The 22,668-nt window shown below is 59.6% G+C and carries 20 protein-coding genes and 2 pseudogenes; 17 read left to right on the forward strand and 5 right to left on the reverse strand.

The features are described from left to right. The first annotated feature begins 46 nt into the window (after positions 1-46). Positions 47-1,666 (forward strand): AMP-binding protein, encoded by a 1,620-nt coding sequence (locus AC1RQP_RS10655; protein WP_492936879.1) that lies wholly within the window; start codon positions 47-49, stop codon positions 1,664-1,666. 79 nt (positions 1,667-1,745) lie between these two features. Here the strand turns inward: AC1RQP_RS10655 and AC1RQP_RS10660 are convergent, their stop codons facing one another. Further along, positions 1,746-2,555, reverse strand: a complete 810-nt coding sequence (locus AC1RQP_RS10660) for an enoyl-CoA hydratase/isomerase family protein (protein WP_492936880.1) — start codon at positions 2,553-2,555, stop codon at positions 1,746-1,748. 242 nt (positions 2,556-2,797) lie between these two features. Here AC1RQP_RS10660 and AC1RQP_RS10665 point away from each other — a divergent pair, with 242 nt between their 5' ends. The 4 genes from AC1RQP_RS10665 to AC1RQP_RS10680 all read left to right on the forward strand — a co-directional run bounded on the left by AC1RQP_RS10665 (position 2,798) and on the right by AC1RQP_RS10680 (position 6,801). Then, complete coding sequence (locus AC1RQP_RS10665) at positions 2,798-4,357, forward strand: class I adenylate-forming enzyme family protein (protein WP_492936881.1); 1,560 nt, start codon at positions 2,798-2,800, stop codon at positions 4,355-4,357. Between the two features lie 87 nt (positions 4,358-4,444). Then, positions 4,445-5,164, forward strand: a complete 720-nt coding sequence (locus AC1RQP_RS10670; protein WP_492936882.1) for a nitroreductase — start codon at positions 4,445-4,447, stop codon at positions 5,162-5,164. Positions 5,165-5,194: 30 nt separating this feature from the next. Beyond that, positions 5,195-6,385: a thiolase C-terminal domain-containing protein gene (locus tag AC1RQP_RS10675; protein ID WP_492936883.1), complete on the forward strand. Its 1,191-nt coding sequence runs from the start codon at positions 5,195-5,197 to the stop codon at positions 6,383-6,385. 17 nt (positions 6,386-6,402) lie between these two features. Continuing rightward, on the forward strand, positions 6,403-6,801 hold the full coding sequence (locus tag AC1RQP_RS10680; RefSeq protein ID WP_492936884.1) for a Zn-ribbon domain-containing OB-fold protein: 399 nt from the start codon (positions 6,403-6,405) through the stop codon (positions 6,799-6,801). Positions 6,802-6,817: 16 nt separating this feature from the next. On the opposite strand, the gene AC1RQP_RS10685 is transcribed toward AC1RQP_RS10680, so the two are convergent. Further along, a complete protein-coding gene (locus AC1RQP_RS10685; protein ID WP_492936885.1) occupies positions 6,818-8,416 on the reverse strand; it encodes an acyl-CoA carboxylase subunit beta in 1,599 nt (532 codons plus the stop codon). Positions 8,417-8,679: 263 nt separating this feature from the next. On the opposite strand from AC1RQP_RS10685, the gene AC1RQP_RS10690 reads away from it, so the two are divergent. The 9 genes from AC1RQP_RS10690 to AC1RQP_RS10730 all read left to right on the forward strand — a co-directional run bounded on the left by AC1RQP_RS10690 (position 8,680) and on the right by AC1RQP_RS10730 (position 18,571). After that, complete coding sequence (locus AC1RQP_RS10690; RefSeq protein ID WP_492936886.1) at positions 8,680-9,843, forward strand: acyl-CoA dehydrogenase family protein; 1,164 nt, start codon at positions 8,680-8,682, stop codon at positions 9,841-9,843. 90 nt (positions 9,844-9,933) lie between these two features. Further along, positions 9,934-11,541 (forward strand): carboxyl transferase domain-containing protein, encoded by a 1,608-nt coding sequence (locus AC1RQP_RS10695; protein WP_492936887.1) that lies wholly within the window; start codon positions 9,934-9,936, stop codon positions 11,539-11,541. 19 nt (positions 11,542-11,560) lie between these two features. Then, positions 11,561-13,558 carry an acetyl/propionyl/methylcrotonyl-CoA carboxylase subunit alpha gene (locus tag AC1RQP_RS10700; protein ID WP_492936888.1) on the forward strand — a complete coding sequence of 666 codons (1,998 nt, stop codon included), beginning with the start codon at positions 11,561-11,563 and terminating at the stop codon, positions 13,556-13,558. Positions 13,559-13,586: 28 nt separating this feature from the next. Further along, positions 13,587-14,381, forward strand: a complete 795-nt coding sequence (locus tag AC1RQP_RS10705; RefSeq protein ID WP_492936889.1) for an SDR family NAD(P)-dependent oxidoreductase — start codon at positions 13,587-13,589, stop codon at positions 14,379-14,381. A gap of 41 nt (positions 14,382-14,422) precedes the next feature. Then, positions 14,423-15,205 (forward strand): enoyl-CoA hydratase-related protein, encoded by a 783-nt coding sequence (locus AC1RQP_RS10710; protein ID WP_492936890.1) that lies wholly within the window; start codon positions 14,423-14,425, stop codon positions 15,203-15,205. A 32-nt stretch (positions 15,206-15,237) separates the two neighbouring features. Beyond that, positions 15,238-16,002, forward strand: coding sequence for an enoyl-CoA hydratase/isomerase family protein (locus AC1RQP_RS10715; protein WP_492936891.1), 765 nt, complete (start codon positions 15,238-15,240; stop codon positions 16,000-16,002). An 88-nt stretch (positions 16,003-16,090) separates the two neighbouring features. Further along, positions 16,091-17,596, forward strand: coding sequence for an AMP-binding protein (locus tag AC1RQP_RS10720; protein ID WP_492936892.1), 1,506 nt, complete (start codon positions 16,091-16,093; stop codon positions 17,594-17,596). Positions 17,597-17,699: 103 nt separating this feature from the next. Next, positions 17,700-18,233, forward strand: a complete 534-nt coding sequence (locus AC1RQP_RS10725; RefSeq protein WP_492936893.1) for an alpha/beta fold hydrolase — start codon at positions 17,700-17,702, stop codon at positions 18,231-18,233. 47 nt (positions 18,234-18,280) lie between these two features. Next, on the forward strand, positions 18,281-18,571 hold the full coding sequence (locus tag AC1RQP_RS10730; RefSeq protein WP_492936894.1) for an alpha/beta fold hydrolase: 291 nt from the start codon (positions 18,281-18,283) through the stop codon (positions 18,569-18,571). A gap of 110 nt (positions 18,572-18,681) precedes the next feature. Here AC1RQP_RS10730 and AC1RQP_RS10735 read toward each other — a convergent pair whose 3' ends face one another. Further along, the gene (locus AC1RQP_RS10735) at positions 18,682-18,939 is read right to left on the reverse strand and encodes a LexA family protein (RefSeq protein ID WP_188108210.1); all 258 of its coding nucleotides are present in this window, start codon (positions 18,937-18,939) and stop codon (positions 18,682-18,684) included. Positions 18,940-18,982: 43 nt separating this feature from the next. Between AC1RQP_RS10735 and AC1RQP_RS10740 the strand changes: the two are divergent. Next, positions 18,983-19,201 (forward strand): annotated as a pseudogene (locus AC1RQP_RS10740) (helix-turn-helix domain-containing protein); the annotation flags it as partial. After that, entirely contained in the window at positions 19,104-19,589 is a 486-nt protein-coding gene (locus AC1RQP_RS10745) for a LysR family transcriptional regulator substrate-binding protein (protein ID WP_492936895.1), read from the forward strand. The pseudogene AC1RQP_RS10740 and the gene AC1RQP_RS10745, both read left to right, overlap by 98 nt. Here AC1RQP_RS10745 and AC1RQP_RS10750 read toward each other — a convergent pair. Then, positions 19,576-20,775, reverse strand: coding sequence for an IS256 family transposase (locus AC1RQP_RS10750; RefSeq protein WP_492936896.1), 1,200 nt, complete (start codon positions 20,773-20,775; stop codon positions 19,576-19,578). The genes AC1RQP_RS10745 and AC1RQP_RS10750 overlap by 14 nt on opposite strands. A 2-nt stretch (positions 20,776-20,777) precedes the next feature. Here AC1RQP_RS10750 and AC1RQP_RS10755 point away from each other — a divergent pair, with 2 nt between their 5' ends. Further along, positions 20,778-21,281: a LysR substrate-binding domain-containing protein gene (locus AC1RQP_RS10755; RefSeq protein ID WP_492936897.1), complete on the forward strand. Its 504-nt coding sequence runs from the start codon at positions 20,778-20,780 to the stop codon at positions 21,279-21,281. Positions 21,282-21,532: 251 nt separating this feature from the next. On the opposite strand, the pseudogene AC1RQP_RS10760 reads toward AC1RQP_RS10755, so the two are convergent. Further along, positions 21,533-22,621: pseudogene (locus AC1RQP_RS10760) on the reverse strand (IS5 family transposase); the annotation flags it as partial. Positions 22,622-22,668 lie beyond the last annotated feature (47 nt).

Here is a 22,668-nt window from a genome sequence, read left to right on the forward strand (position 1 = left end):
GGCCCCGACCTCGGTGCTCCAAGGATTTCATAAGGAGAGGCGTACAATGGCGATGGATCCGATCTTGTCAGATCAACGCAAGCAAGCGATGCGGGCCGCTGGATTCTGGAGCGATCAAACCTTGCTCGAGTTTTTTTCGAGGCATGTCAGAAACGATCCAGGGCGGCTCGCGGTTGTTGGCTACGAAGCTGCGTCCAACCGACGTATGGCGATGACATATGGCGAACTGCAGCAAACTGCCGATCGAATCGCGGCTAATTTGTTGCGGATTGGTGTCAAGCCTGGCGAAGTGGTGTCGTATCAGTTGCCGAATTGGTGGCACTTCATGGCCCTTCACCTCGCACTGCTGCGGATCGGCGCGGTCACAAATCCCATCATGCCAATTTTCCGCGATCGCGAAATGGAATTCATGCTGACCTTGGCCGAGACGCGCGTGCTGATCGTTCCGCAGCGATTTCGCGATTTCGATCACGCCGCATTGGCGGACCGCCTCAAGGCCAAGGTGCCCACACTTGAGCACGTCGTCATTATCGGTTCGGGCGACAATCGAGACTTCGAGACCGTGCTGAATTCGCCGGGAAGGCGGGTTGAGGCAGCGACCGCTGCCTCGGCCGATGATGTCGTGCAATTGCTTTATACGTCGGGCACAACAGGTGAGCCCAAGGGAGTGATGCATACAGGCAATACGTTGCTGAACAGCGTGCGATATTTTGAGGATCGCGCTCGTCTCACAGCCAACGATGTCGTGCTGATGGCCTCGCCGATGGCCCATCAGACCGGTTTTCTCGTCGGCCTGCTTCTGCCGCTGTATCTGGGAGGACGGGTCGTTCTTCAGGACATCTGGAATCCAGCCAAGGCGGTCGACATCGTCGAGACGGAGCGCGTGACGATGACCATGGCATCGACGCCGTTTCTGGCGGATTTGACTGCGGAGGCGGAGCGGCGGCCTGAAGCGCTGCGTTCACTGCGCACTTTCGTATCGGCAGGCGCCCCAATTCCTCGTGTTTTGGTACGCCAGGCCACACAGAATCTTGGCGCGCACATCGTCTCAGGATGGGGGATGACGGAAAACGGGCTGGTGACGACCACCAAGCTCGACGATCCACCGGAAAAGGTCTTCGAGACCGACGGTTGCCCAAGCCAGGGTATGGAAGTCAGGATCGTCGATGGCGGGGGCAAAGTCCTGCCTCACGATGAAGAAGGGCGTCTACAAGCGAGGGGCCCCGGCACCTTTGTGGGCTACCTCAAGCGGCCGCATCTCTATGCCGTCGATCAGGATGGCTGGTTCGAGACCGGCGACCTCGCCCGCAAGGACAAGGACGGCTACATTCGTATCACGGGGCGCACCAAGGACATCGTCATCCGCGGCGGCGAGAATGTTCCCGTGATCGAGATTGAACAGCTGATGTATCGCCATCCAGCCGTCCGGGAAGTCGCAATCGTCGGAGTGCCAGATGAACGCTTGGGCGAGCGGGCCTGTGCCTGTGTCGTGCTGCGCGAGGGAGCATTGCTGACGTTAGTTGACTTGATGGCGTATATGGCGGAGAACGCTGTAGCCAAGAACTACTGGCCGGAGCGCATTGAGGTGCTCGACGCCTTGCCGAAAACGCCGAGCGGCAAAGTGCAGAAATTCAGGCTTCGCGAGATCGTTAATTCGATGAAATAATTCTCGGCTAACGGCTGCCGCAAGAAGAGGGCCGGGTGAAATTTCGGCCCCCTTCTGAGATGACCGTCGCGCGCGAAAATCAGAGCGGGCAATCCTGCGGAAACACCGGCTTGCGTTTTTCGAGATGCGACGCCAATCCCTCGCGCGCCTCGGCGCCGGTGAAACCCAAAATCTCAAGCGCGGTCGAGGTATCGAACAGCGGACCATTGACATGCAGCCAGTTGTTGAGAGCGTACTTGGTCCAACGGATCGCGCTCTGCGCACCATTGGAAAGTTCCTCGGCTGTCTCGAGCGCTATCCTCTGCAAATCTGCGTCTTCGACGCATAGCGACACGAGACCGATCCGCTCGGCTTCTTCGCCGGACAATGGCTTGCAGGTCAGCAGGTAATACTTTGCTTTTGCAAGGCCGCACAATAACGGCCAGATGATGCAAGCGACATCGCCCGCCGCGACGCCAAGCCGCGTATGACCATCGACGATGCGCGCGGACTTTCCACAAATCGAGATATCGGCCAGGATTCCGACGACGAGACCTGCACCGACGGCGACGCCGTTGATCGCCGAGATGATCGGCTTGTTGCAATTGATAACGTTATAAACGAGATCCTTGGCCTCCTTCCAGGTCGACATCCGTGCGACCGGGTTGTCGAGAATACTCTTGATCAGCTCGAAATCGCCCCCCGCCGAAAAGGCTTTGCCCGCCCCGGTCACGATGACCGCGTTGATATCTCGATCGTCATTGATATCACGCCAGATATTGGTGAGCTGAGTGTGGGTCTCGGCGTTGACCGAATTGTAGGTCTCGGGCCGGTCGAATGTGAGCCGGAGAACCCGCTTGGACGGGTAGTCGAGCTTCAATTTGGTATAAGCAGCATAACGATTGGACATCGGCTTCCCTTCTGAAGACTTGGTTGATTTGCTTGGTCGAGTTAAACCTTACGGGAGCTGACGATGCATATCGCGGTCGGCAGATTTCTCCTGCTTTCCGATACGCCCTCGTCGCGAACCTGCTTTGAATTTATTCGAACAGATGTTAGAATTTTAAGACCGATGGGACCCGCTGCAAGCCTATACTTCTCAGTAGAGGCCGCCAGCGGGGGGCGGCGAGAGCAAGACTCGGAGGATTTGCCGTGACAGACGCGCACGAAAAAGCTCTGATAATGAGCGCAGGCACCAATCCCACGATTGGCGAATTGTTCCGCGCGAGCGCGCTGATCCGCAAATCTTCGGTGGCGATCGAATACCAGGAAAGACATGTCAGCTATGGGCAGCTCCTTGACCGGGTGCATCGCGCAACCTCGATGCTGGCGAGCCAGGGTCTTCGCCGAGGCGACCGCGTGGCATTGCTTTCACGCAACCGACCGGAATATCTCGAAATGGAGCTGGCGGCCGCCAATCTCGGCGTCATCACGGCTTGCCTGAACTGGCGATTGTCGCAGCGGGAACTCGCCTATTGCATCGATCTGGTTTCACCGAAGCTCTTGATTATTGAAGAAGAACTGGCCGGAGATTTCGAGCTTTCAACCGTAGGGGACCGCAAGGTCATCAAGATCGGCCCGCAATACGAGCATATATTGCAAGAACAAAACGGTCATGCGCTGCGCATTGCCGCGGAATCCGAAGACGGCCTGGTGATCCTTTACACCAGTGGGACCACCGGCCAGCCCAAAGGGGCCGTCATCTCGCATCGGGCGATGATCATGCGGGCGCTGGTGTTCAGTTCCGAGCTGAACATTTCGCATCGCGATGCCTTTGTCGCCTGGGCGCCGCTGTTTCACATGGCATCCACGGACCACAGTCTCGCGACACTCTTGCGTGGCGGAACGGTCGTCGTGGTCGACGGTTTCCAGATCGAGCCGTTATTGTCTGCTTTGGAGCGCCATCGGATCGGCTGGTTTGTCTTGATCCCGGGCATGATTGAAGCATTCATCGCTGGCTTCAAGGCGCGGAACACGACCATAAAGGGCGTTGGTGTTTGCGGCGCGATGGCCGACCTGGTCCCTCCGCATGTCATCGCCGACGTCACTGACCTGCTGCGAGCTCCCTACGTCAACAGTTTTGGTTCGACCGAGACCGGCTTGCCGCCGGCAACCAGATCATTGATCCCGGTAGGCGAGATACCTGCCAGCCTGGCGAAGCAACAAAGCGCGTTCTGCGACATCAAGCTCGTCGATTCTGCCGACAAGGAGGTTCCGATTGGCGCACCGGGAGAGTTGGCTATTCGCAGCCCAACTTTGTTCTCCGGCTATTGGAAAGCTGATGATACCAACGCACGCGACTTTCGCGGCGGGTGGTTTCACATGGGCGACGTGTTTCGACGCAATGACGACGGTTCGCTCGATTTCGTCGATCGCGCCAAGTACATGATCAAGACCGGCGGCGAAAACGTTTATCCAGCCGAGATCGAGCGCGTTTTGATGAGTGATGCAGGGATCACCGAGGCCGCGGTCGTGCGTGTTCCCGATGTGAAATGGGGTGAAGTTCCCGTGGCATTCGTGTCGCGCCGCGACACGACGGTCACAGAGGCGGACCTGCTTGCTCTGTGCCGGCGCGATCTTGCCGGATACAAATGTCCCCGGCAGTTCCGGTTCATCGATTTTTCGGAATTTCCACGGTCCACCAGCGGCAAGGTTCAGCGCCACGAGCTCGAAGCCAGGCTGGCGGGCGAAAGGCAACAGGTAAACAGCTAATACGGACACGCCCATTAGCTCTTCGCGTCGCAATTTTCGTCGAACGAAAACTGCTCGCGGCAAGGCACCGCAATCGGAGACGGAAACATGAATGTCGAAGAAGCCATTTTGACGCGGCGCTCGGTCAGGCGATTTCTTCCCAAGCCGGTTCCAGAACCGGTCGTGCGAAAAATCATTGAGGTCTCGGCGCGTGCGCCAAGTGGCCACAACATCCAGCCGTGGAAGGTCTACGCGATCGCGGGCGAGGTGAAGGATCGGCTCTGCGCGGACATCCTGAAAGCTGCCGAAACCGAACCGGACAAGCATCGGCCGGAATATGAGTATTATCCGACCGAATGGCACGAGCCCTATATCGGGCGTCGGCGCGAGCTCGGCTATGACCTTTACGCAAAGCTTGGCATTGCTCGCGACGACGTTGCCGCGCGCACATCGCAGATGAACCGCAACTATCTTTTTTTCGACGCCCCGGTCGGACTTTTCGTGACAATGGACCGCCGCTTGAACACCGGCAGTTATATCGACATGGGTATGTTCTTGCAGAACATCCTGCTCGCCGCGCGCGGTCATGGCCTGCACACCTGTGGCCAGGCAGCGTTCACCTGGTATCACGACATCATCCGCAAGCAACTTTCGTTTGACGACAGCGAAATCCTGATTTCTGGCGTGGCGCTGGGTTACGAGGACACGACTGCGCCCGAAAACAAGCTCGTCACCAAGCGGGTGCCGGTCGATACCTACGCCAAGTTCTTCGGATTCTCCGGCAGCAGTACGGGCGCCGCTTCGGCGCGCACGACGGCTGGAAGCTGACCTTCACGCACAACGCCGAGCGGAGACCAAATGCCTGCCATTCGTAAACAAACGCTACGCGGCAAGGTCGCGGTAATCGGCATCGGGATGTCGCCGGTTGGCAAGGTGCCGGGAAAGAGCCCGTTATGGCTCGCCGCCGACGCTGCGAAGAAGGCGCTGTCCGATGCCGGCATCGGGAAAAGCGGGATCGACGGCGTGCTGTCGAGCCATGCGTTCGCTTCTCCCTTCCATCGCTTTAGCGTTGCATTCAGCGAGTATTTAGGTATTCAGCCGACCTTTTCGAACACGCTTCAGGTGTCCGGCGCGACGGCGGCGACGATGTTCAATATTGGCGCCGCTGCCATTCATGGCGGCCTCGCCGAGGTCGTACTCGTGGTCGGCGGCGACAGCCTACTGACCGGCCTGACGCCGGATCTGGCGCTGCGCTCGATGACGGAAAGCCGTGATCAGCAATACGAGATGCCGTTCGGCATTCCTGTCGCGAACACCTTTGCCATGACCGCACACCGGCATATGAAGGATTTCGGCACCACACCGGAACAGTTGGCGGAAGTCGCCGTGGTCCAGCGGCGTCATGCTATGCGCACGCCCGGTGCGCAGCAGACTACCCCGATCACGGTGGACGACGTGCTAAGCTCAGGCATGGTGACGACGCCGTATCACAAGCTTGACTGTTCGCTGATATCGGATGGCGGCGCGGCATTCATTCTGACATCGGCCGAACATGCCAAGGCGCTCGGCATCAAAAGCCCGATTTACATTCTTGGCGGCGGCGAGTGTTACACCCACGAACATATTTTCCTGATGCCGTCGCTGACGACCACCGGCGCGGTCGAGTCGAGCCGCAGGGCTTACGAGATGGCGGGATATGGCCCGAACGATATGGACCTTGCCGGCGTTTACGACTGCTTCACCGGTACCGTTATCATGATGCTGGAAGATCTCGGTTTCTGCCCCAAGGGCGAGGGCGGCCGCTTCGTTGAAGACGGACAGATGACCTATGGCGGCCAGATCCCGTCAAACACCCATGGCGGGTTGTTGTCATTCGCACATTCGGGAATGCCCGGATCGCTGTTTCATTTTCATGAGGTGATCGCGCAATTGCGGGGCCAATGTGGCGCGCGTCAGGTGCCGGGTGCGGAACTCGGGCTGGTGCACAGCCTCGGCGCGGGTTTCGCAACTAATGCCACCACCATTCTGGGTACGGAGAACACGCTGTGATCTCGCCTGAGGACGCCATGAAGAAACCGGTGCCCGTGCCCGACGCAGATTCTGCGGCCTTCTGGCGCGGCATGCGCGACGGGGCATTGCTGCTCCAGCACTGCGGCGATTGCGGCAACGTGCAATATTATCAGCAAGCGATGTGCCGCAAATGCGGCGGCGAGGATCTTGCGCATCGCCGAGCGAGCGGACGCGGCAAGGTGCATTCCTTCAGCGTTGTGCATCGAGCGCCAGGACCGGCCTTCAAGGCCGACGTTCCCTATGCGGTTTTGCTGGTCGACCTTGAAGAAGGACCGCGGATAATCAGTACCTACACAGGCGGCAAGCCCGAAGATGTCGTGTTCGACATGGAGGTCATGCTCGTCTGCGAAAAGGTCAATGACGGGATCACACTGCCCCGCTTCAGGAAGGCCTGACTTAAGACCCCATTGGCTACATCCGGAATACGCCGAACTTCGTTTTCTTCGCGGGCGTCCGCCCGGCGAGATCCAGCAGCAGCGCCATGACGTCGCGGGTCTCGACCGGGTCGATCACCATGTCGCACCATAGATTGCGGGCAAAATTGTAGGGATCGGCGAACGCCTCGAAATCCCTACGGATCGGTTGCTTGAATTCCTCGCGCTGCTCGCCGGTCCAGGAGGTGCCTTCGCGCCGGTGAATGTTGTCGCGCACCATGGCCAGCGTTGTCGCGGCTTGCTCCGGCCCCATCAGGGCGGCGTGGGCGCTTGGCCACATCAGCGTGGCGTTCGGTTTGAACGCGCGGCCAAGCATTGCGAAATAGGCCGCCGCGTATGAACCGCCGGTAATGATGGTGTATTTCGGAACGTCGGCGCACGCCATCGCAGTCATGAACTTGGCGCCATGCTTGGCGATGCCCTGCCGCTCGACGGCTGACCCGACCATAAAGCCGGAGACGTCGACCAGGAACAGTAGCGGTATATCGCGCTTGCAGCATAATTGGATGAAGTGTGTGCCCTTGATCGCACTTTCCGAGAACAGCACGCCGTTGTTGGCCAGAATGCCTATCTCAAAGCCATTGATGCGGGCGAACCCGCACATCATGGTTTCGCCGTGAAGATGCTTGAACTCCTGAAAGCGGCTGCCGTCGATGAGACGTGCGACGATCTCCCGGTTGTCCGTCGGGATGCGCCGGTTGGCGCTGACGATTCCATAGATTTCCTCGATCGCATGGCAAGGCGGTTCGCCCTGCTCGACCGTCCAGCGCAATCGCTGCGGCTCTCCCAGGTTGGCGACGATGTTGCGCACGATCGCCAGCGCGTGGCTGTCATTCTCGGCGATATGGTCGGTGACGCCGCTGATCCGGCTGTGCATCTCCGCGCCGCCGAGCGGTTCGACCTCGATGGTCTCACCGGTCGCGGCAAATACCAATTGCGGACTGCCGAGAAACATCGCGCCCTGATTGCGCACGATCACCACCTCGTCGCACAGCGCGGGGATGTAGGCGCCGCCCGCGGTTGACGGGCCGTGAACGACGGCGATCTGGGCGATGTTCTCGGCCGACATTTTCACCTGATTGTACATGATCGATCCGGCCTGCCCTTCGTCCGGAAAGATATTGGCGATATCCGGCAGGAAACCGCCACCTGACTGAACCATGGTGATGCAGGGCAGCCGGTGTTGCCAGGCAAACAACTGGGCGCGGGTATGCTTTTTCGTTGTCATGCCGAACAGCGTTCCGCCCTTCACGGTGGCGTCGTTGGCGATGAGCATGCAACCGCGCCCGCAGACCTGTCCGACGCCCGTGATGATTGTCGCGCCCGGCGGCACGCCGTCGTACATCCCCTCGCCCGCCAGGTGACCGAACTCGAGAAACGGCGAACCGGGATCGATCAGCGCCGCGATGCGTTCGCGCGGCAGCAGCTGTCCGCGCGATTTATGCAAGGCGCGAGCCTTGGCGGAACCGCCTTGGTTGGCATCTATTCGGCGCTTCTGAAGATCAGCGATCCGTTCCAGATAATGCGCGCGATTGAGCTTGAACTCGTCCGACCCGGTCGCGACAGTGGATTTCATCGCGGTCAATTCGCCGTCCCCAAAACTGATCGCAAGCCAACAAATGCGGGCTTGACGGTCTTCATTATTTTCTAACATTTGTTCGTTTTCGAACGATTGTTAGGTTGAAATCCTAGCCGCTTCTGCCTAAAGATAGCAAGCAATTGATGCTGCCGGCCGACAGCCGGCCGCCTCGAAAACAACAAACTCGACGGCGTTCCCGAGAGGGTTTCAATTCTCAAACTTAGGACAACGCGGGTTTCGGCCGGCGGCGGAGTTCCGACATGGACTTTGATCTTACGCACGAGCAGCGGCAAATCTACGAATACGGCGATATGGTTGCGAAGCAATTCGATCGCAAATACTGGATGGAATGCGCCGACAAGCACGTATTCCCCCAAGCCCTTTACCGCAAGGTTGCGGAGGATGGCTTCGTCGGAACGATGGTGCCTGAGGAATACGGCGGCTCGGGACAAGGCATGGTCGAGATGCACCTGTTCCTTGAGGGCTTGTCAAACAATGGCATTCCACTGCTAAACCTCGTCGTCGGCGCGGCAATGAGTTTGGGATTCATGGCCAAATACGGCAGCGAAGCGCAGAAAATGCGCTATCTGCCCGATGCGTGTGGCGGCAAGACGCGCTTTTGCTTCGCGATCACCGAGCCTGACGCGGGAACCAACACGATTCGTACCTCTACGATAGCAAAGAAGCGTGGCAATCGCTTCGCGCTGAGCGGTCAGAAGACGTTTATCACCGATGCCGATGGCGCGGACTACGCCCTGGTGGTGACGCGAACGACAGCGCATACCGAGGTTCAGAAGAAAACCGATGGCTTTACCCTGTTTGTGGTCGACCTGAAAGCCAAGGGTGTGCAGAAGCAATACATTCCGGTGAGTATTCCGGCGCCGGAAACGCAATGGCAGATCTTCTTCGACGACGTCGATCTCGGGCCGGAGGACATTGTCGGCGAAGTCGACAAGGGATTCGGCATTTTGTTCAAAAGCCTCAACCCCGAACGCATCCTCGTCGGTTCGATTTCCTGCGGTCTCGGCCGCTATGCCCTGAACCGCGCGGTCGAATACGCCAAGGAACGGCGGGTTTTCAACAACGTGCCGATCGGATCTTATCAGGGCTTGCAGCATCCGCTGGCCAGCGCCCGCACCGATGTTGAGCTGGCATCGCTGATGACACTAAAAGCCGCCTGGATCTTCGATCAGGGCCGCGAAGCCGGCGAGTTCTCCAACATGGCAAAACTTGCCGCAGCCGACGCCGGCATCAAGGCCGTGGACACCGCGCTGCAATGCTTCGGCGGCAACGGGTTCACCAAGGAGTACGGCATCTTCGATATCTATCCGCTGGTGCGGCTGTTGAAGACCGCGCCGCTCAATCGCGAAATGATCCTCAACTACATCGGCGAGCACGTGATGGGCTTGCCTCGCAGTTATTAGAGCAAGACCCGGAACGGTGAGGCGCGGTTCTACCGGCGATTCGTCTTCAATTATTCAGAGATCACCCCCCCAAGAACGAGGTTGTCTGCAATGGCTCTCATGAAGTCCGATGTGTCCGCTGCGAGCGAAGAGTATCGCCGCAACTGGGACGCTTACGGCTTGAGAATCGCCGATCTGCATGAGCGCCGGGCAGCTGCAATGGTCGGCGGTCCGGAACGGGCGCGGCTGCTGCACAAGGAGCGCAAGCAATTACTGCCTCGCGAACGGATCGCTGCGCTGATCGATCCCGGCTCGCCGTTCCTCGAATTTTGCCAGTTCGCGGGCGAAGGCATGTATGACGGCGTGCCGCCCGGCGGCAGCATCGTCACCGGCGTTGGAATGGTGTCGGGCCGCGCCTGCATGCTGATCGCCAACGACGCCACGGTCAAAGGCGGCACCTACTACGGGATCACCTGCAAGAAGCACGTCCGCGCACAGAAATTCGCCTGGCAACACCGCCTCCCCTGCGTCACCATGGTGCAATCCGGCGGCGCCAACCTGCCGGACCAGCCCAACATTTTTCCCGACGACGGGCAGTTCGGCTCGATCTTTTACAACCAGATCCGGATGTCGAGCGAGGGTATCGCGCAGATCGCAATCGTCCACGGACCCTCGACCGCCGGCGGCGCTTACATGCCGGCGCTCTGCGACGACACCGTCATCATCCGCAATCAGGGCGCCATGTTCCTGGGCGGACCGCAACTGGTCTATGCCGCGACCAAGGAAGAGGTCGGCGTCGAAGCCCTCGGCGGAGGTGAAATGCATAGCCGCGTTAGCGGCGTCACCGACCATTTGGCGGAAAGCGACAGCCACGCGATCGCGATTACCCGCGATATCGTCGCCAATCTCGGTGACATTCCCATGCAACGGTGGAACGTGGCGCCACGGCGTGAGCCGCGCTTCGACCCCAGGGATATTTATGGGTTGATCAGCACGGACCCGCGTATCCCCACCAACAATCGAGAGATTGTTGCTCGGTTGGTCGATGGCAGCGAGTTTCACGAATTCAAGCCGCTATATGGCGAAACTCTGATCACCGGGTTTGGCCGCATAATGGGCTTCGAGATCGGGATTCTCTGTAACAACGGCGTGCTGTTTTCCGAATGCGCGCTGAAGGCGACCCACTTCATCGACCTCTGCTGCAAGCGCAATATCCCGCTGCTGTTCATGGCCGATGTCACCGGCTTCATGGTCGGGCGCGAGGCGGAAGAAGGCGGCATCGCCAAGCACGGCGCCAAGATGATCACCGCAATGGCCAGCGCCAACGTGCCGAAATACACGCTGATCATCGGGAATTCCTACGGAGCCGGCTATCTGGCGATGTGCGGCCGTGCCTTCAAACCTCACGCGATGATGATGTGGCCGCACGGGCGCTCCGCGATCATGGGGCCGGATCAGGCCGCCAACACGCTCGCGATGGTCAAGGACGATATCCACAAGCGCGACGGCACGAACTGGACCGACGAAGAGCGCGAGGCTTATCGCGCTCCGGTTCGCAAGACTTTTGAGGATTTCGCGAACGCCTACAACTTCGCACGCAACACCTGGTGTGACATGGTGATCGATCCGCTCGAGACCCGCGACGTGATGGCCCTCTTGCTTGATCTCGCCGGCCGTCTGCCACAGCAGGAAACAGACTTCGGCGTGTTCAGGATGTGATGACAGAGGATATCATTCCGTGTTCAAGAAACTCCTGATTGCCAATCGCGGCGAGATCGCCTGCCGGATCGCGCGAACCTGCCATCGGCTCGGGGTCGCGGTTGCTGGCATTCACTCCACGGCCGACGCCGACGCCTTGCATGTGAAGATGATCGGGGAATCCATAGAGATTGGAGGCGCCGCCGCGTCCGACAGCTACCTGCGGATCGATGCGGTGATTGCCGCAGCGCAAGCGACCGGCGCCCAGGCCATCCATCCCGGCTTTGGCTTCCTCGCGGAGAATGCCACGTTCGCCCGTGCAGTCGAGGCGGCAGGTCTGGTTTTTATCGGGCCGACACCGGATGTGATCGAACGGCTCGGCGACAAGGCCGCTGCCAAGAAGGAGGCTGAGGCGGCCGACGTGCCGATCATCCCCGGCAGCAAGACGCCCAGTGAGGACGCCGCCGAGATCACCCGGATCGTGCAGGAAGTCGGGCTTCCGGTGATGCTGAAAGCGGCGGCCGGCGGCGGCGGCAAGGGTATGCGTGCCGTTTCCGATCTCGATAGCCTTGCCAATGAGATCGAATCGGCCATGCGTGAGGCGAAGAATTCGTTCGGCTATCCCGGGCTGATCGTCGAAAAACTGGTCGAACGCGGGCGCCATATCGAAGTGCAGATCGCCGGCGATGGCAAAGGCAACGTGCTTCACCTGTTCGAGCGTGAATGTTCCCTGCAGCGCCGTCACCAGAAGCTCATCGAGGAAGCCCCTGCCGCCAATCTCGCCGCAACGCTTCGCGACAAAATGGCCGCCGACGCGGTGCGGCTCGGCAAGCGCCTGAACTATCGCGGGGTCGGCACTGTCGAATTCATCCTGAGCGGAGACACCTACTATTTTCTGGAAGTAAACCCACGTCTCCAGGTCGAGCACCCCGTGACCGAGATGGTCACCGGCATCGATATTGTCGAGGTGATGCTCCGCATCGCCGCCGGAGAAGGGCTGCCGTTTACGCAAAATGAGGTGACATGTAGCGGGCATGCCGTCGAGGTGCGCATCTGTGCGGAGGATCCGGCAAATAATTTTCTCCCTTGCACGGGAGACCTCGCTTACGTCAAATTTCCCGCCGACGGGGTTCGCGTCGAGACGGGCGTCGAAAGCGGGTCGGTAGTCACGCCGTATTACGACTCGATGCTGGCAAAACTCATCGCCCACGCCGAAACGCGCAATGAGGCGCTCGACAAACTCGACCGGGCTCTCGACGAGACCTCGATTTTCGGAATTACGACCAATCAGGGATTTCTCAGGCGCTTGCTCGCCCTGCCAGCGACGCGCAGTGCCACCTTTTACACACGCCTGGTCGACGAGCAAATCGACCAGTTGGTCGACAAGGCAAAGGATTTTGACGCCGAGGCGTTGGCGTTGGGCGCCTACTTCTGGATGATCCGGCAACGACAGCCCCTCGCAAGGGGGCCGTGGCAGTCGCGCGAAATGACTGGATGGCACATGGCCGCAGGTGGCGACGGATTGTCACCGATTCCGATCCTGCACCTCGAAACCGCGGGCGCAAGCGCGGAGATCCGATTCGCACCGCTCAAGGCCGAGGGCTCGATGATTGTCGGCGTCAACGACGAGAAGCTACCGGTCAGACTCATCCCGCTCAAAGACGACACCTTCACAGCGATTGTCGGCGCGCGGCGTGAGACGGTGCGCATTTATCAAGAAAACCAGACGATCTTCGTCCACGATCGCCGCGGCGTCCATACGCTGACGGCTATTCCCTATCTCACCTACATCAGCGCGGTCGCCGAAACCAGCGGCGAGCTGCGTGCGCCCATGATGGGCATGATCCTGAAGGTCAACGTCGCAGTCGGCGATACGATCAAGGCGGGCGATGTCGCAGCCGTACTGGAATCAATGAAGATGGAGTTGCGGATCAATTGCGAAATCGATGGCGTGGTCACGGCTGTCAACTGCCGGCCAGGCGAAACCGTCGAGCGCAACGCGGTTGTAGTGGTGGTGGAGGTCGATCAGCAACCATAATTCAATGACAGAACAGGGAGTGGCGAATATGGATTTCAATCTGAAGGGCAAATCGGTCGTCGTCACTGGCGGCGGCTCCAATATCGGCCGGGCCATCGTACTCGGGTTTGCGGTTGAGGGCGCCAACATCACGATTGGCGATCTCGACCAAGCGCAAGCCGAGAAGGTTGCCGAACTTGCGCGCAAGAACGGCGCTGCCAGCGTCCAGGTCGTCAAGACCGACGTGACCGACTTCGATCAGGTCAAAGCCATGTACGAGGCGGCTACCGCTCAGCATGGCACCGTCGACGTGCTCGTCAATAACGTCGGCTGGGATCAACTGATGTTCTTTACACAAACAACGCCCGAGTTCTGGGACAAGATCATCAAGATCAACTACGTCGGCGTGCTTAACTGCACCAAATGTGCGCTCGATATCATGATTCCGAAGGGGGCCGGCGCTATCGTGTCGATCAGTTCCGACGCAAGCCGCTCGGGCGAGCCGCGCGAGGCGGTCTATGGTGGCGTCAAGGCCGCCGTTAATTCTTTCATGAAGACCATTGCCAAAGAGAACGGCCGCTATGGCATCCGCTGCAACGTCGTTTGTCCTGGCGTCACTGTTCCCGTGGATACGGAAGAAGTTGGCGCCAACAGCATGTGGACAAAGCCAGACTCAATGTTCACGGCGGAGCAATTCGAGAAAGTTGCCAAGGCGCTGCCGCTGCGCAAGCTGGGTCGCCCAAACGATATTGCCAATGCCGTAGTGTTTCTCTCGTCCGCCGCCGCAGGTCATGTCACCGGCCAGGTCCTGTCGGTGTCAGGCGGATACACCATGATCGGCTGACGTCGGCCGTTAATTTCGCCAGAACAAAATGGAGTTCCATCGTGTCCGAAAAAGAGATCATGTACGACGTCAAGGACTACGTCGCGACCATCACCATCAATCGGCCAAAGACCCTCAACGCCTTTACCGGCGATAACATCGTAGAGATGGAGCGGCTGATCCTCGAGGCAACCGCAGACAAAACAGTTGGCGTCATCGTCCTCACTGGCTCCGGCGAGCGCGCGTTCTGCGTCGGCGGCGACGTCAACTGGGAGAAGGACGCCGGCGGCAAGAGCGGGCTCGAAGGACTGAAATTCAACTTTAACCGCCACATCGTCGAATGCCCGAAACCGGTGATCGCGCGTGTCAACGGTTACGCGATTGGCGGCGGACACCACATCGCCTATTTCTGCGATTTCACCATCGCCGCGGAGCATGCGATCTTTGGCCAGAACGGTCCACGTGTCGGCTCCCCGGCCGGAGGCTACATCGTCTCGCACAGCGCCAATGTGCTTGGCCACAAGCGCGCGCGAGAGCTCTGGATGCTGGCGCGACGCTACACCGCCAAACAGGCACTCGACTGGGGACTGGCCAATTCCGTCGTTCCGATGGCCGAACTTGACGTCGAGGTGCGGAAGTATTGCGACGAACTCCTGGCTTTGAGCCCCACTTGCCTGAAGATTCTCAAGCGCTCATTCTACTATCACATGGCGCCGATCATGGAGCGCGACATGGATGACCTCGTCCGCGAGGTCGCACCCGCCTATTTCACGACACAAGAACAGCAGGAAGGCGCCAATGCATTCCTCGAGAAGCGCAAGCCGGATTTCAGCGCGTTTCGCTAAAGACAGGGCGCCATAACGTAAGGGAGACTGCGATGAGACTAGGCAGCGTCAACTATGAAACCAAAGGGAAGATCGCCATCCTTACGCTGGACGAGCCGGGCTCGCTTAACGCACTCAGCACAGGCATCCGTGAGGGTATTCTGGATGGCCTGAAGAAAGTGGATGCAGACGACAACGTCCGCGTCGCCATCATCACCGGCAACGGGGACAAGGCATTTTGCGCGGGCGCCGATATTAAGGGCTTCAACTTTGATCCGGACAAAGTACGCAAGTTTATGATCGAGGCTTTGGCGGTATTAGCGGCACCGGAAAATTGCCGCAAACCCGTAATCTCCGCCGTCAATGGTATTGCGTTCGGCGGTGGCTTTGAACTCGCGATCGCTTCAGACTTTATCATCGCATCGGATCGCGCACGCTTCGCGGTACCGGAGATCAAGCTCGGACTACTGCCCGGTTTTGCGATTGTACGCCTGCACGATATGGTCGGCCGCGCCAAGGCCAAAGAAATGAGTATCCTCGGCGATCCAATCAGCGCGGATGAGGCATTCAGACTAGGCCTCGTACTACGTGTGGTTCCTCACGGCGATCTGCTCACGGACGCCCTGGCATTTGCCGAACGAATTGCATCAAAACCAAAGCTTGCGGTGCAGATGGCCAAATCGTTTTACAACCGCGGCCTCGGTGGCGATGAGATACGGCACGCCATCGATGGTTTTCCGCTCCTATTCATGCATCGAGACGCACAGGAAGGTATCGCTGCCTTTCTCGAAAAACGTGAGCCAAAATTCGACAGTTGACAAAGCGCGCTGCGAGCGACGGCTTCGAAAACCTTTTTCGAGTGGAGCACTTTGCGGTAGATTGATCGTGCATAACATCGAGGACTCGATGCCCCTGAAAGAATTTACTTTCCTCGACGTGTACCGCCGCAATGCGGAATTTTTTCCCGACCGCACCGCGTTCGTTTTTGAAGGCCAGCGCATCACCCATCGTGAATACCTGAAAAGGGTCGAGCGGCTGGCGGCGGGCCTAGCACGCGAGGGTGTAAAATCCGGTGACCGCGTCGCCATCCTTTCGCAAAACTCGCTCGAAATGATCGATATGATCGGAGCGGTCGCACGGCTCGGCGCGATCCTGCTGCCGGTTAATTTCCGGCTCAACGCCGAAGAAATCGGCTACGTCCTCGCCGACGGTGCGCCGGTGCTGGTTGTGGCGGGGGCAGAATACCAGGAGATTATCGCGGCTCTAAAACCGTCGCTACCTTCGGTCCGGAGCTATTTTGGCATCGGCAAGCACACTGCGCCGTTTGCGCCGCTCGCAAATCTTGCGGCTTCGAACGCATCGATGTCTGACGTGAACTTCAGCGCCGATGATGGCTTCGTAATCATTCACACCGCCGCCGTCGGCGGGCGGCCGCGCGGCGCGCTGTTGTCGCAAGCCAACCTTCTAACGGCGCACAGCTCGCTGGTGCAGGCCTGGAGCCTGACCGAGCGCGACGTCAATCTTGGTGTGCTGCCGCTGTTCCACGTCGCCGGCCTTGGCCTGATGCTGACGGTACAGCAGGCTGGCGGCGCCAGCGTCATCGCTTCGAAATTCGACCCGCAACAGGCGGTTTGCGACATTGCCGCCGAGAGGGTGACCGTCATGTCGGAGTTCGCGCCGATGCTGGCGGGCCTGATGGATCAGGCCAAGGGCGACGAATTGAAGACGTTGCGCGCTGTGACCGGACTGGATACCCCGGCGACGATTGAACGCTTCGAGAAAGCCTGCCCCCACGCGGTATTCTGGGCAGCCTTCGGACAGTCCGAGACATCGGGCCTCGCAACGCTGTCGCCCTACCGCAACCGGCCAGGATCAGCTGGGCGCCCCCTGTTCTGGCGCACCATTACGGTCGTCGACAGCGCCGACAAGCCAAGGCCCACCGGACAAACCGGCGAGATCGTGGTGCGTGGTCCCACCGTTTTTAAAGGCTACTGGAATAACGACGCCGATGCCGCTCACACCTTCCGTAATGGCTGGCATCACACCGGCGACATCGGCTATTTCGATGCCGATGGCTATCTCTGGTATGCCGGCCGTGCTCCCGAGAAAGAGCTGATCAAGACGGGTGGGGAGAACGTCTACCCGGCGGAGGTCGAAAACGCGATTCTGCAACATCCAGATATCGCCGACGTCGTGGTCATCGGCGTGCCTGATCCCCAGTGGAGCGAAGCCATCAAAGCGATCTGCGTGCGCCGAACTGGCGCGAATGTCACCGCCGACGAGCTCATCGACTTCGTCGCCGGAAAGATCGCACGCTACAAGAAGCCAAAGCACATTGTTTTCGTCGATCAACTGCCGAGGACCGCCAAGGGCGAAATCGATCGCGCCGCAGTCAAATTCGACAACTCTTAGAGAGGACTCGGCGATTGCCAGGTGTTGGGCGTTATTTCGAGGTGCCGTTTCAATAAGGATAAGGAACAACTTGAGCGCGGTGTGACGATAGTTGAGGACGCAAGTGAAAAAACAGAAGATTTTTTGCGGGGCTCAGGGACACGCGATTGTAGCCGACATGTTTGGTGAGGGTTCGCCGATTTTGCTGGCGCACGGAGGGGGCCAGACCCGGTTGGCGTGGACTCGAACTGCACGGGCCTTGATGCAGGCAGGATATAGTGCAATTGCGATGGATTTGCGTGGCCACGGGGAAAGTGCATGGTCGCCATCGGGCTCTTACCAACTCGACGACTTTGCGATGGATCTCCTTGCGATGTCTGATCAACTGGACGAGAAGCCAGCTCTCGTCGGCGCTTCCCTCGGCGGCCTGGCGGGCTTGATAGCCGAAGGTGAACTTCGCTCAGGATCCTTCACTTCGCTTACGCTTGTCGATATTACTCCAAATATGGAGCCGATCGGCGTTGCGCAGGTCCTGGATTTCATGAGGCACATTTGGCGGATGGCTTCGCTTCGCCCGATGAAGCCGCCGAGGCGATCGCCAACTATTTGCCAAATCGTCAGCGACGGAAAGGCTCGGAGAGCCTCGACCGCTATTTGAGACGATGCGATGACGGACGTCTTCGCTGGCATTGGGATCCACGCTTCATGACTTCCGTGACAAATGACAAAGCGAGCCAGTCCGAAAACCGACTGACCGACGCCGCCAAAACACTTAAGCTGCCGATTCACCTGATACGTGGAGGATCAAGCAATTTGGTAAGCGTGTATGCTGCGCAAGAGTTTCTTCGACTTGCTCCCCACTCTACGTACACCGATATTGCCGGCGCGGGTCATATGGTCGTTGGCGATCGAAATGATGCATTTACTGAAGCCGTCGTCAGTTTCTTTCGAGAACCGCAGATATCACAACGTAATGGCGATACACGCGACGATTAGCCCCGCAATCGAAGTCGACCCGTTTTGTGAGAGCTTTGTCGAAGGAATGAACCAATGACCGCAGCTAGTGGCTCTGCACAGTGATTTTGACGGGTTGGTTCCTGGTGCGGTCAGATTAGCTCCGGCAGGCTTTTGGGATCAACGAGAACCTCGATGCTGCGAGGTGTCCTTGGCTGCCTTCTGATGAGGCCCGCTCGTTCCAGGGTCAGCACCATCTGGTGAACCGAAGGCGGGCTGACGCGAAAATACTCTTGCATGTCGGTTTCCGCCGGGGACCTGCGGTGCAGCCGCGTATAGAGGTGGATAAAGGCAAGGTATTGCCCCTGTTTGGGCGTGAAGGTTTTTGCCGAAGGACTCACGCCGGCCATCCGATTCAGTTGTTTCTGCGTGCCTCAAACACGGAGGCACGGCATGAATGTACGCTATCGGGTCGACCTCAGCCAAATCGAGCGCAGCGAACTCAGGACGCTTCTCAGCGGCGGCAAGCATGCGTCCCGCAAGCTCAAGCGAGCACAGATCTTGTTGGCCGCCGATGCCGGGGCCGGTGACGACGAGATCGCCAGGAGCGTCGGCGTGGGCGGCTCGACCGCGTACCGGACCAAGCGACGCTTCGTGGAAGGCAATCTGGAAAAGTATCGCGACTCTGCATTCTGGAACTCAATCGCTGCTTCCAAAAGCGATCGTCGGCGTGCGTTCGGCATACCAATCTGTCACGATCGATATCCAACAAGCCTCCGCCAGTCGTAGCTATGATTTGTTAAGAGCGGGTGCCGTCGATTTCGCTGTGGTCTTGGAGCCGCCGCCCAGCCACGGTTTGCTTTCATTCCGCGAAAGGCATTGCCACGATTACTTCTTCTACCTCACGACCACCCGCTACTGTCTGAAAAGGAAATCGACCTTGCAGCGATCGCGCGGTACCCGCTGGTATTCTCAAATGGATCGTGTCCCCTGGCGTGGTGTAGCTGGCGGCGGGTCACCGCGTTCGCCGGCCAGGGCCGGGCAGGTCAGCTGGCGATAGCCGGAAGGCTGACGGTTGGATCATCGCTCATTGGTGCGATGGTTTCCAGCGTCATGTAACGGGCACGCTGGACGGCCCATTCATCGTTCTGTTCGAGCAGGATTGCGCCGACGAGGCGGACGATGGCGTCTTCGTTGGGGAAGATGCCGACCACCTCGGTGCGTCGCTTGATCTCGCCGTTGAGGCGCTCGATCGGATTGGTGGAGTGTAGCTTGGTCCGATGCGGCGGCGGGAAGGTCATGTAGGCCAGCACGTCGGTTTCGGCCTCGTCGAGGAAGTTGGCAAGTTTGGGCAGCTTGGGGCGAAGCTGGTCGGCAACCTTCCGCCACTGCGCTCGTGCAGCGTCGGCATCGTCCTGAGCAAATGCGGTGGCGATGAAGGCGGAGACGACGCGCCGTCCGCTCTTGCCGGCATGGGCCAGGGCATTGCGCATGAAGTGCACGCGGCAACGCTGCCAGCTGGCGTTGAGCACCTTGGCGACGGTAGCCTTGATGCCCTCATGGGCGTCGGACACGACCAGCTTGACACCGCGCAGGCCACGGCGGGCGAGCTTGCGCAGGAACGCCGTCCAGAATGTCTCGGCCTCCGAGGGACCAATATCCATGCCGAGAACCTCGCGCCGTCCATCGCTGTTGACGCCGACCGCGACGATCACCGCGACCGAGACGATGCGGCCATTCTGGCGTACCTTCACGTAGGTGGCGTCGATCCACAGATACGGCCAGTCGCCCTCGATCGGGCGACCGAGGAACGCCTTCACCTTGTCGTCAATCTCGCCGCACAGCCGGCTCACCTGGCTCTTGGAGATGCCGCTCATGCCCATGGCCTGCACCAGATCGTCGACCGAGCGGGTCGAGACGCCCTGCACATAGGCCTCCTGCACCACGGCGGTAAGCGCCTTCTCGGCAATGCGTCGCGGCTCCAGGAAGCCCGGGAAGTAGGAGCCCTTGCGCAGCTTGGGGATGCGCAGTTCGACCGCGCCGGCGCGGGTCTCCCAGATCCGGTCACGGTAACCGTTGCGCTGGGCCAGACGCTCGGGGCTCTTCTCGCCGTAGGCCGCCCCGGTCTGGCTTTCGACCTCCAGCTCCATCAGGCGCTGGGCGGCAAAGCCGATCATCTCGCGCAACAGATCGGCATCAGGGGTCTTCTCCACGAGCGTGCGCAGGTTCATCATGTCGTCGGTCATCGGTGGTTCCTCGGTTGCGTTGGCGTGTCGCAACCCGATCCTACCGGAGAACTGCCGGTGACCACCGCAAAGCCGCCCGCCCGCTACGGCGCTGTTTGGGAGCGCGCGTCCGGGCGGCTTTACTCTACCGAGCTACACCATCACCGGGGACACGACCCTCAAATGTTCTTACGACCGAATGGGATGTGACCCGCGTGTTCCGAAGTCGGGGATTCGAAATTCATCCGGTAATTCGCGCAATGGATGCAAGTGTCATTAAGTCGCTCGTGCTGGAGGGCGCGGGAATAGCGATTCTATCAGGAGCGGCGTACGACGCGGAACGAGACCGCAGTATCAAGAGCTTGAATGTTAGCCATCTATTCGAGCCGAGCGACGTCTCGATTGTCCTTGATCCATTCCGTTTCATTCGCGGCTACGGCTATCTCTTCATCGAACTGCTCGCCAAAGAATGGACCAAAGCTAGGATCGACCGGATAATCCGGACCCACGTGGATGGCGTAGCTTAAGAGCCGATGCGGTCCGGCTTTTTAGCAAGGACGAGGACGACTGTAATGCGGTTCGTCGGGGAAATTTCGAAAACGACGCCACTGCCGAACGTGCCCCTCGCTCTGTCGCAGAGAACGTTCGACGGAATTTCCACCACGAACGAGACCGTCGCCAGTATGAAGCTATCCAGATCGGGCTGATTCATCCGCCTGTGGGACTCAATCTTTTCGTGCTCTCCACGATATCAAGTCGTCCGTAAAGAACCGGGATTTCAGCTCGGGACGAACTGAGGCCGGAGGATGAGCCGGACGAGGATTTGGCGCAACAAAAGCCTCAGCCACCGGATCAGGCGGCGGAAGTTGTAGCTGACGGCAGCGAGGACGGCATTAGCGGCGTCGCCCTCGCGGTGCCAGAGGTAATTGCGGCCCATTCGATGCTCGGACTTGAGGTGGCCGATGACCGGCTCGACGGCGGAACGCCTGCGCAGCTCGCGCTTGATCTGTGGCGTCACCCGCCGCTTCTGGCCTGAGATGAACACCCTGAACTTGTAATCGGGCGGGGCGTTGTGGCCGCGGTAGCCCTTGTCGAGGAGCATGCGCTCGATGATGCTGCCGATGAGGGCTTCCATCTCCGGGATGACGGTTGCCAGCGTGTGGCCGTCATAGGGGTTGCCGGGCAGCGCCTTCACATGGGTCACGAACTGCCCGCCCTTGGCCGGCGATAGCGTGGTGGCCACCGAGACCTTGACGCCGAACTCGTAAGGCCGGTGCGCCCTGCCCTTGCCGATGCACTCCACCTCCGGCGCGTGCAGCGAATAGACCTTCGAGCCGCGCTGGCGCTGCTTCTGCTCGAGCACTTGTCGCGCCCGCGCCCGCATCCGCTCCAATGCGATCCCTCCGAGCAAGTCGGCGTTGCCACCGAGTTTGCGGCCGATGTCGCGGATGATGCGGCCGAGATAGGTTTTGAGCTTCTTCAGGGCCCGGTTGGCGCGCTTGAACTGCTTGGCGTGGGCATAGCGCTGGTGCTTGATGAGGGCGAACTTGCCCACCCTGGCATAGGATTGGCGCAGCTTGACGCCGTATCTCTTGGCGAGCCGCACCAGGATCTCGCGGGCGCGATTCAGAAGCCGCGCATCGGTCGGGAACATGACGTTCTTGGGCTGCACCGTGGTGTCGACGATGACGCGGTTGAGGTCGCTCGGCTTGAGCGCCTCGGTCCTGGTGGCGACCGAGAGGCTCTCCTGCAGCAAGGCCTGCAGCTTCTCCTCGCCCATCCGCTGGCGCCAGCGCGTTAGCGAGGAGCGATCGAACACCAAGCGGTGCTGGAAGAACTCCTCGCCGCAGAAGAACTGTCGAGTGGGCCGAGGGAGTTTCACCCTCAGCCCCTCACAGAACCGGACGTGATACT

It is taken from the genome of Bradyrhizobium sp. GW821-FHT13H06, assembly GCF_058803975.1.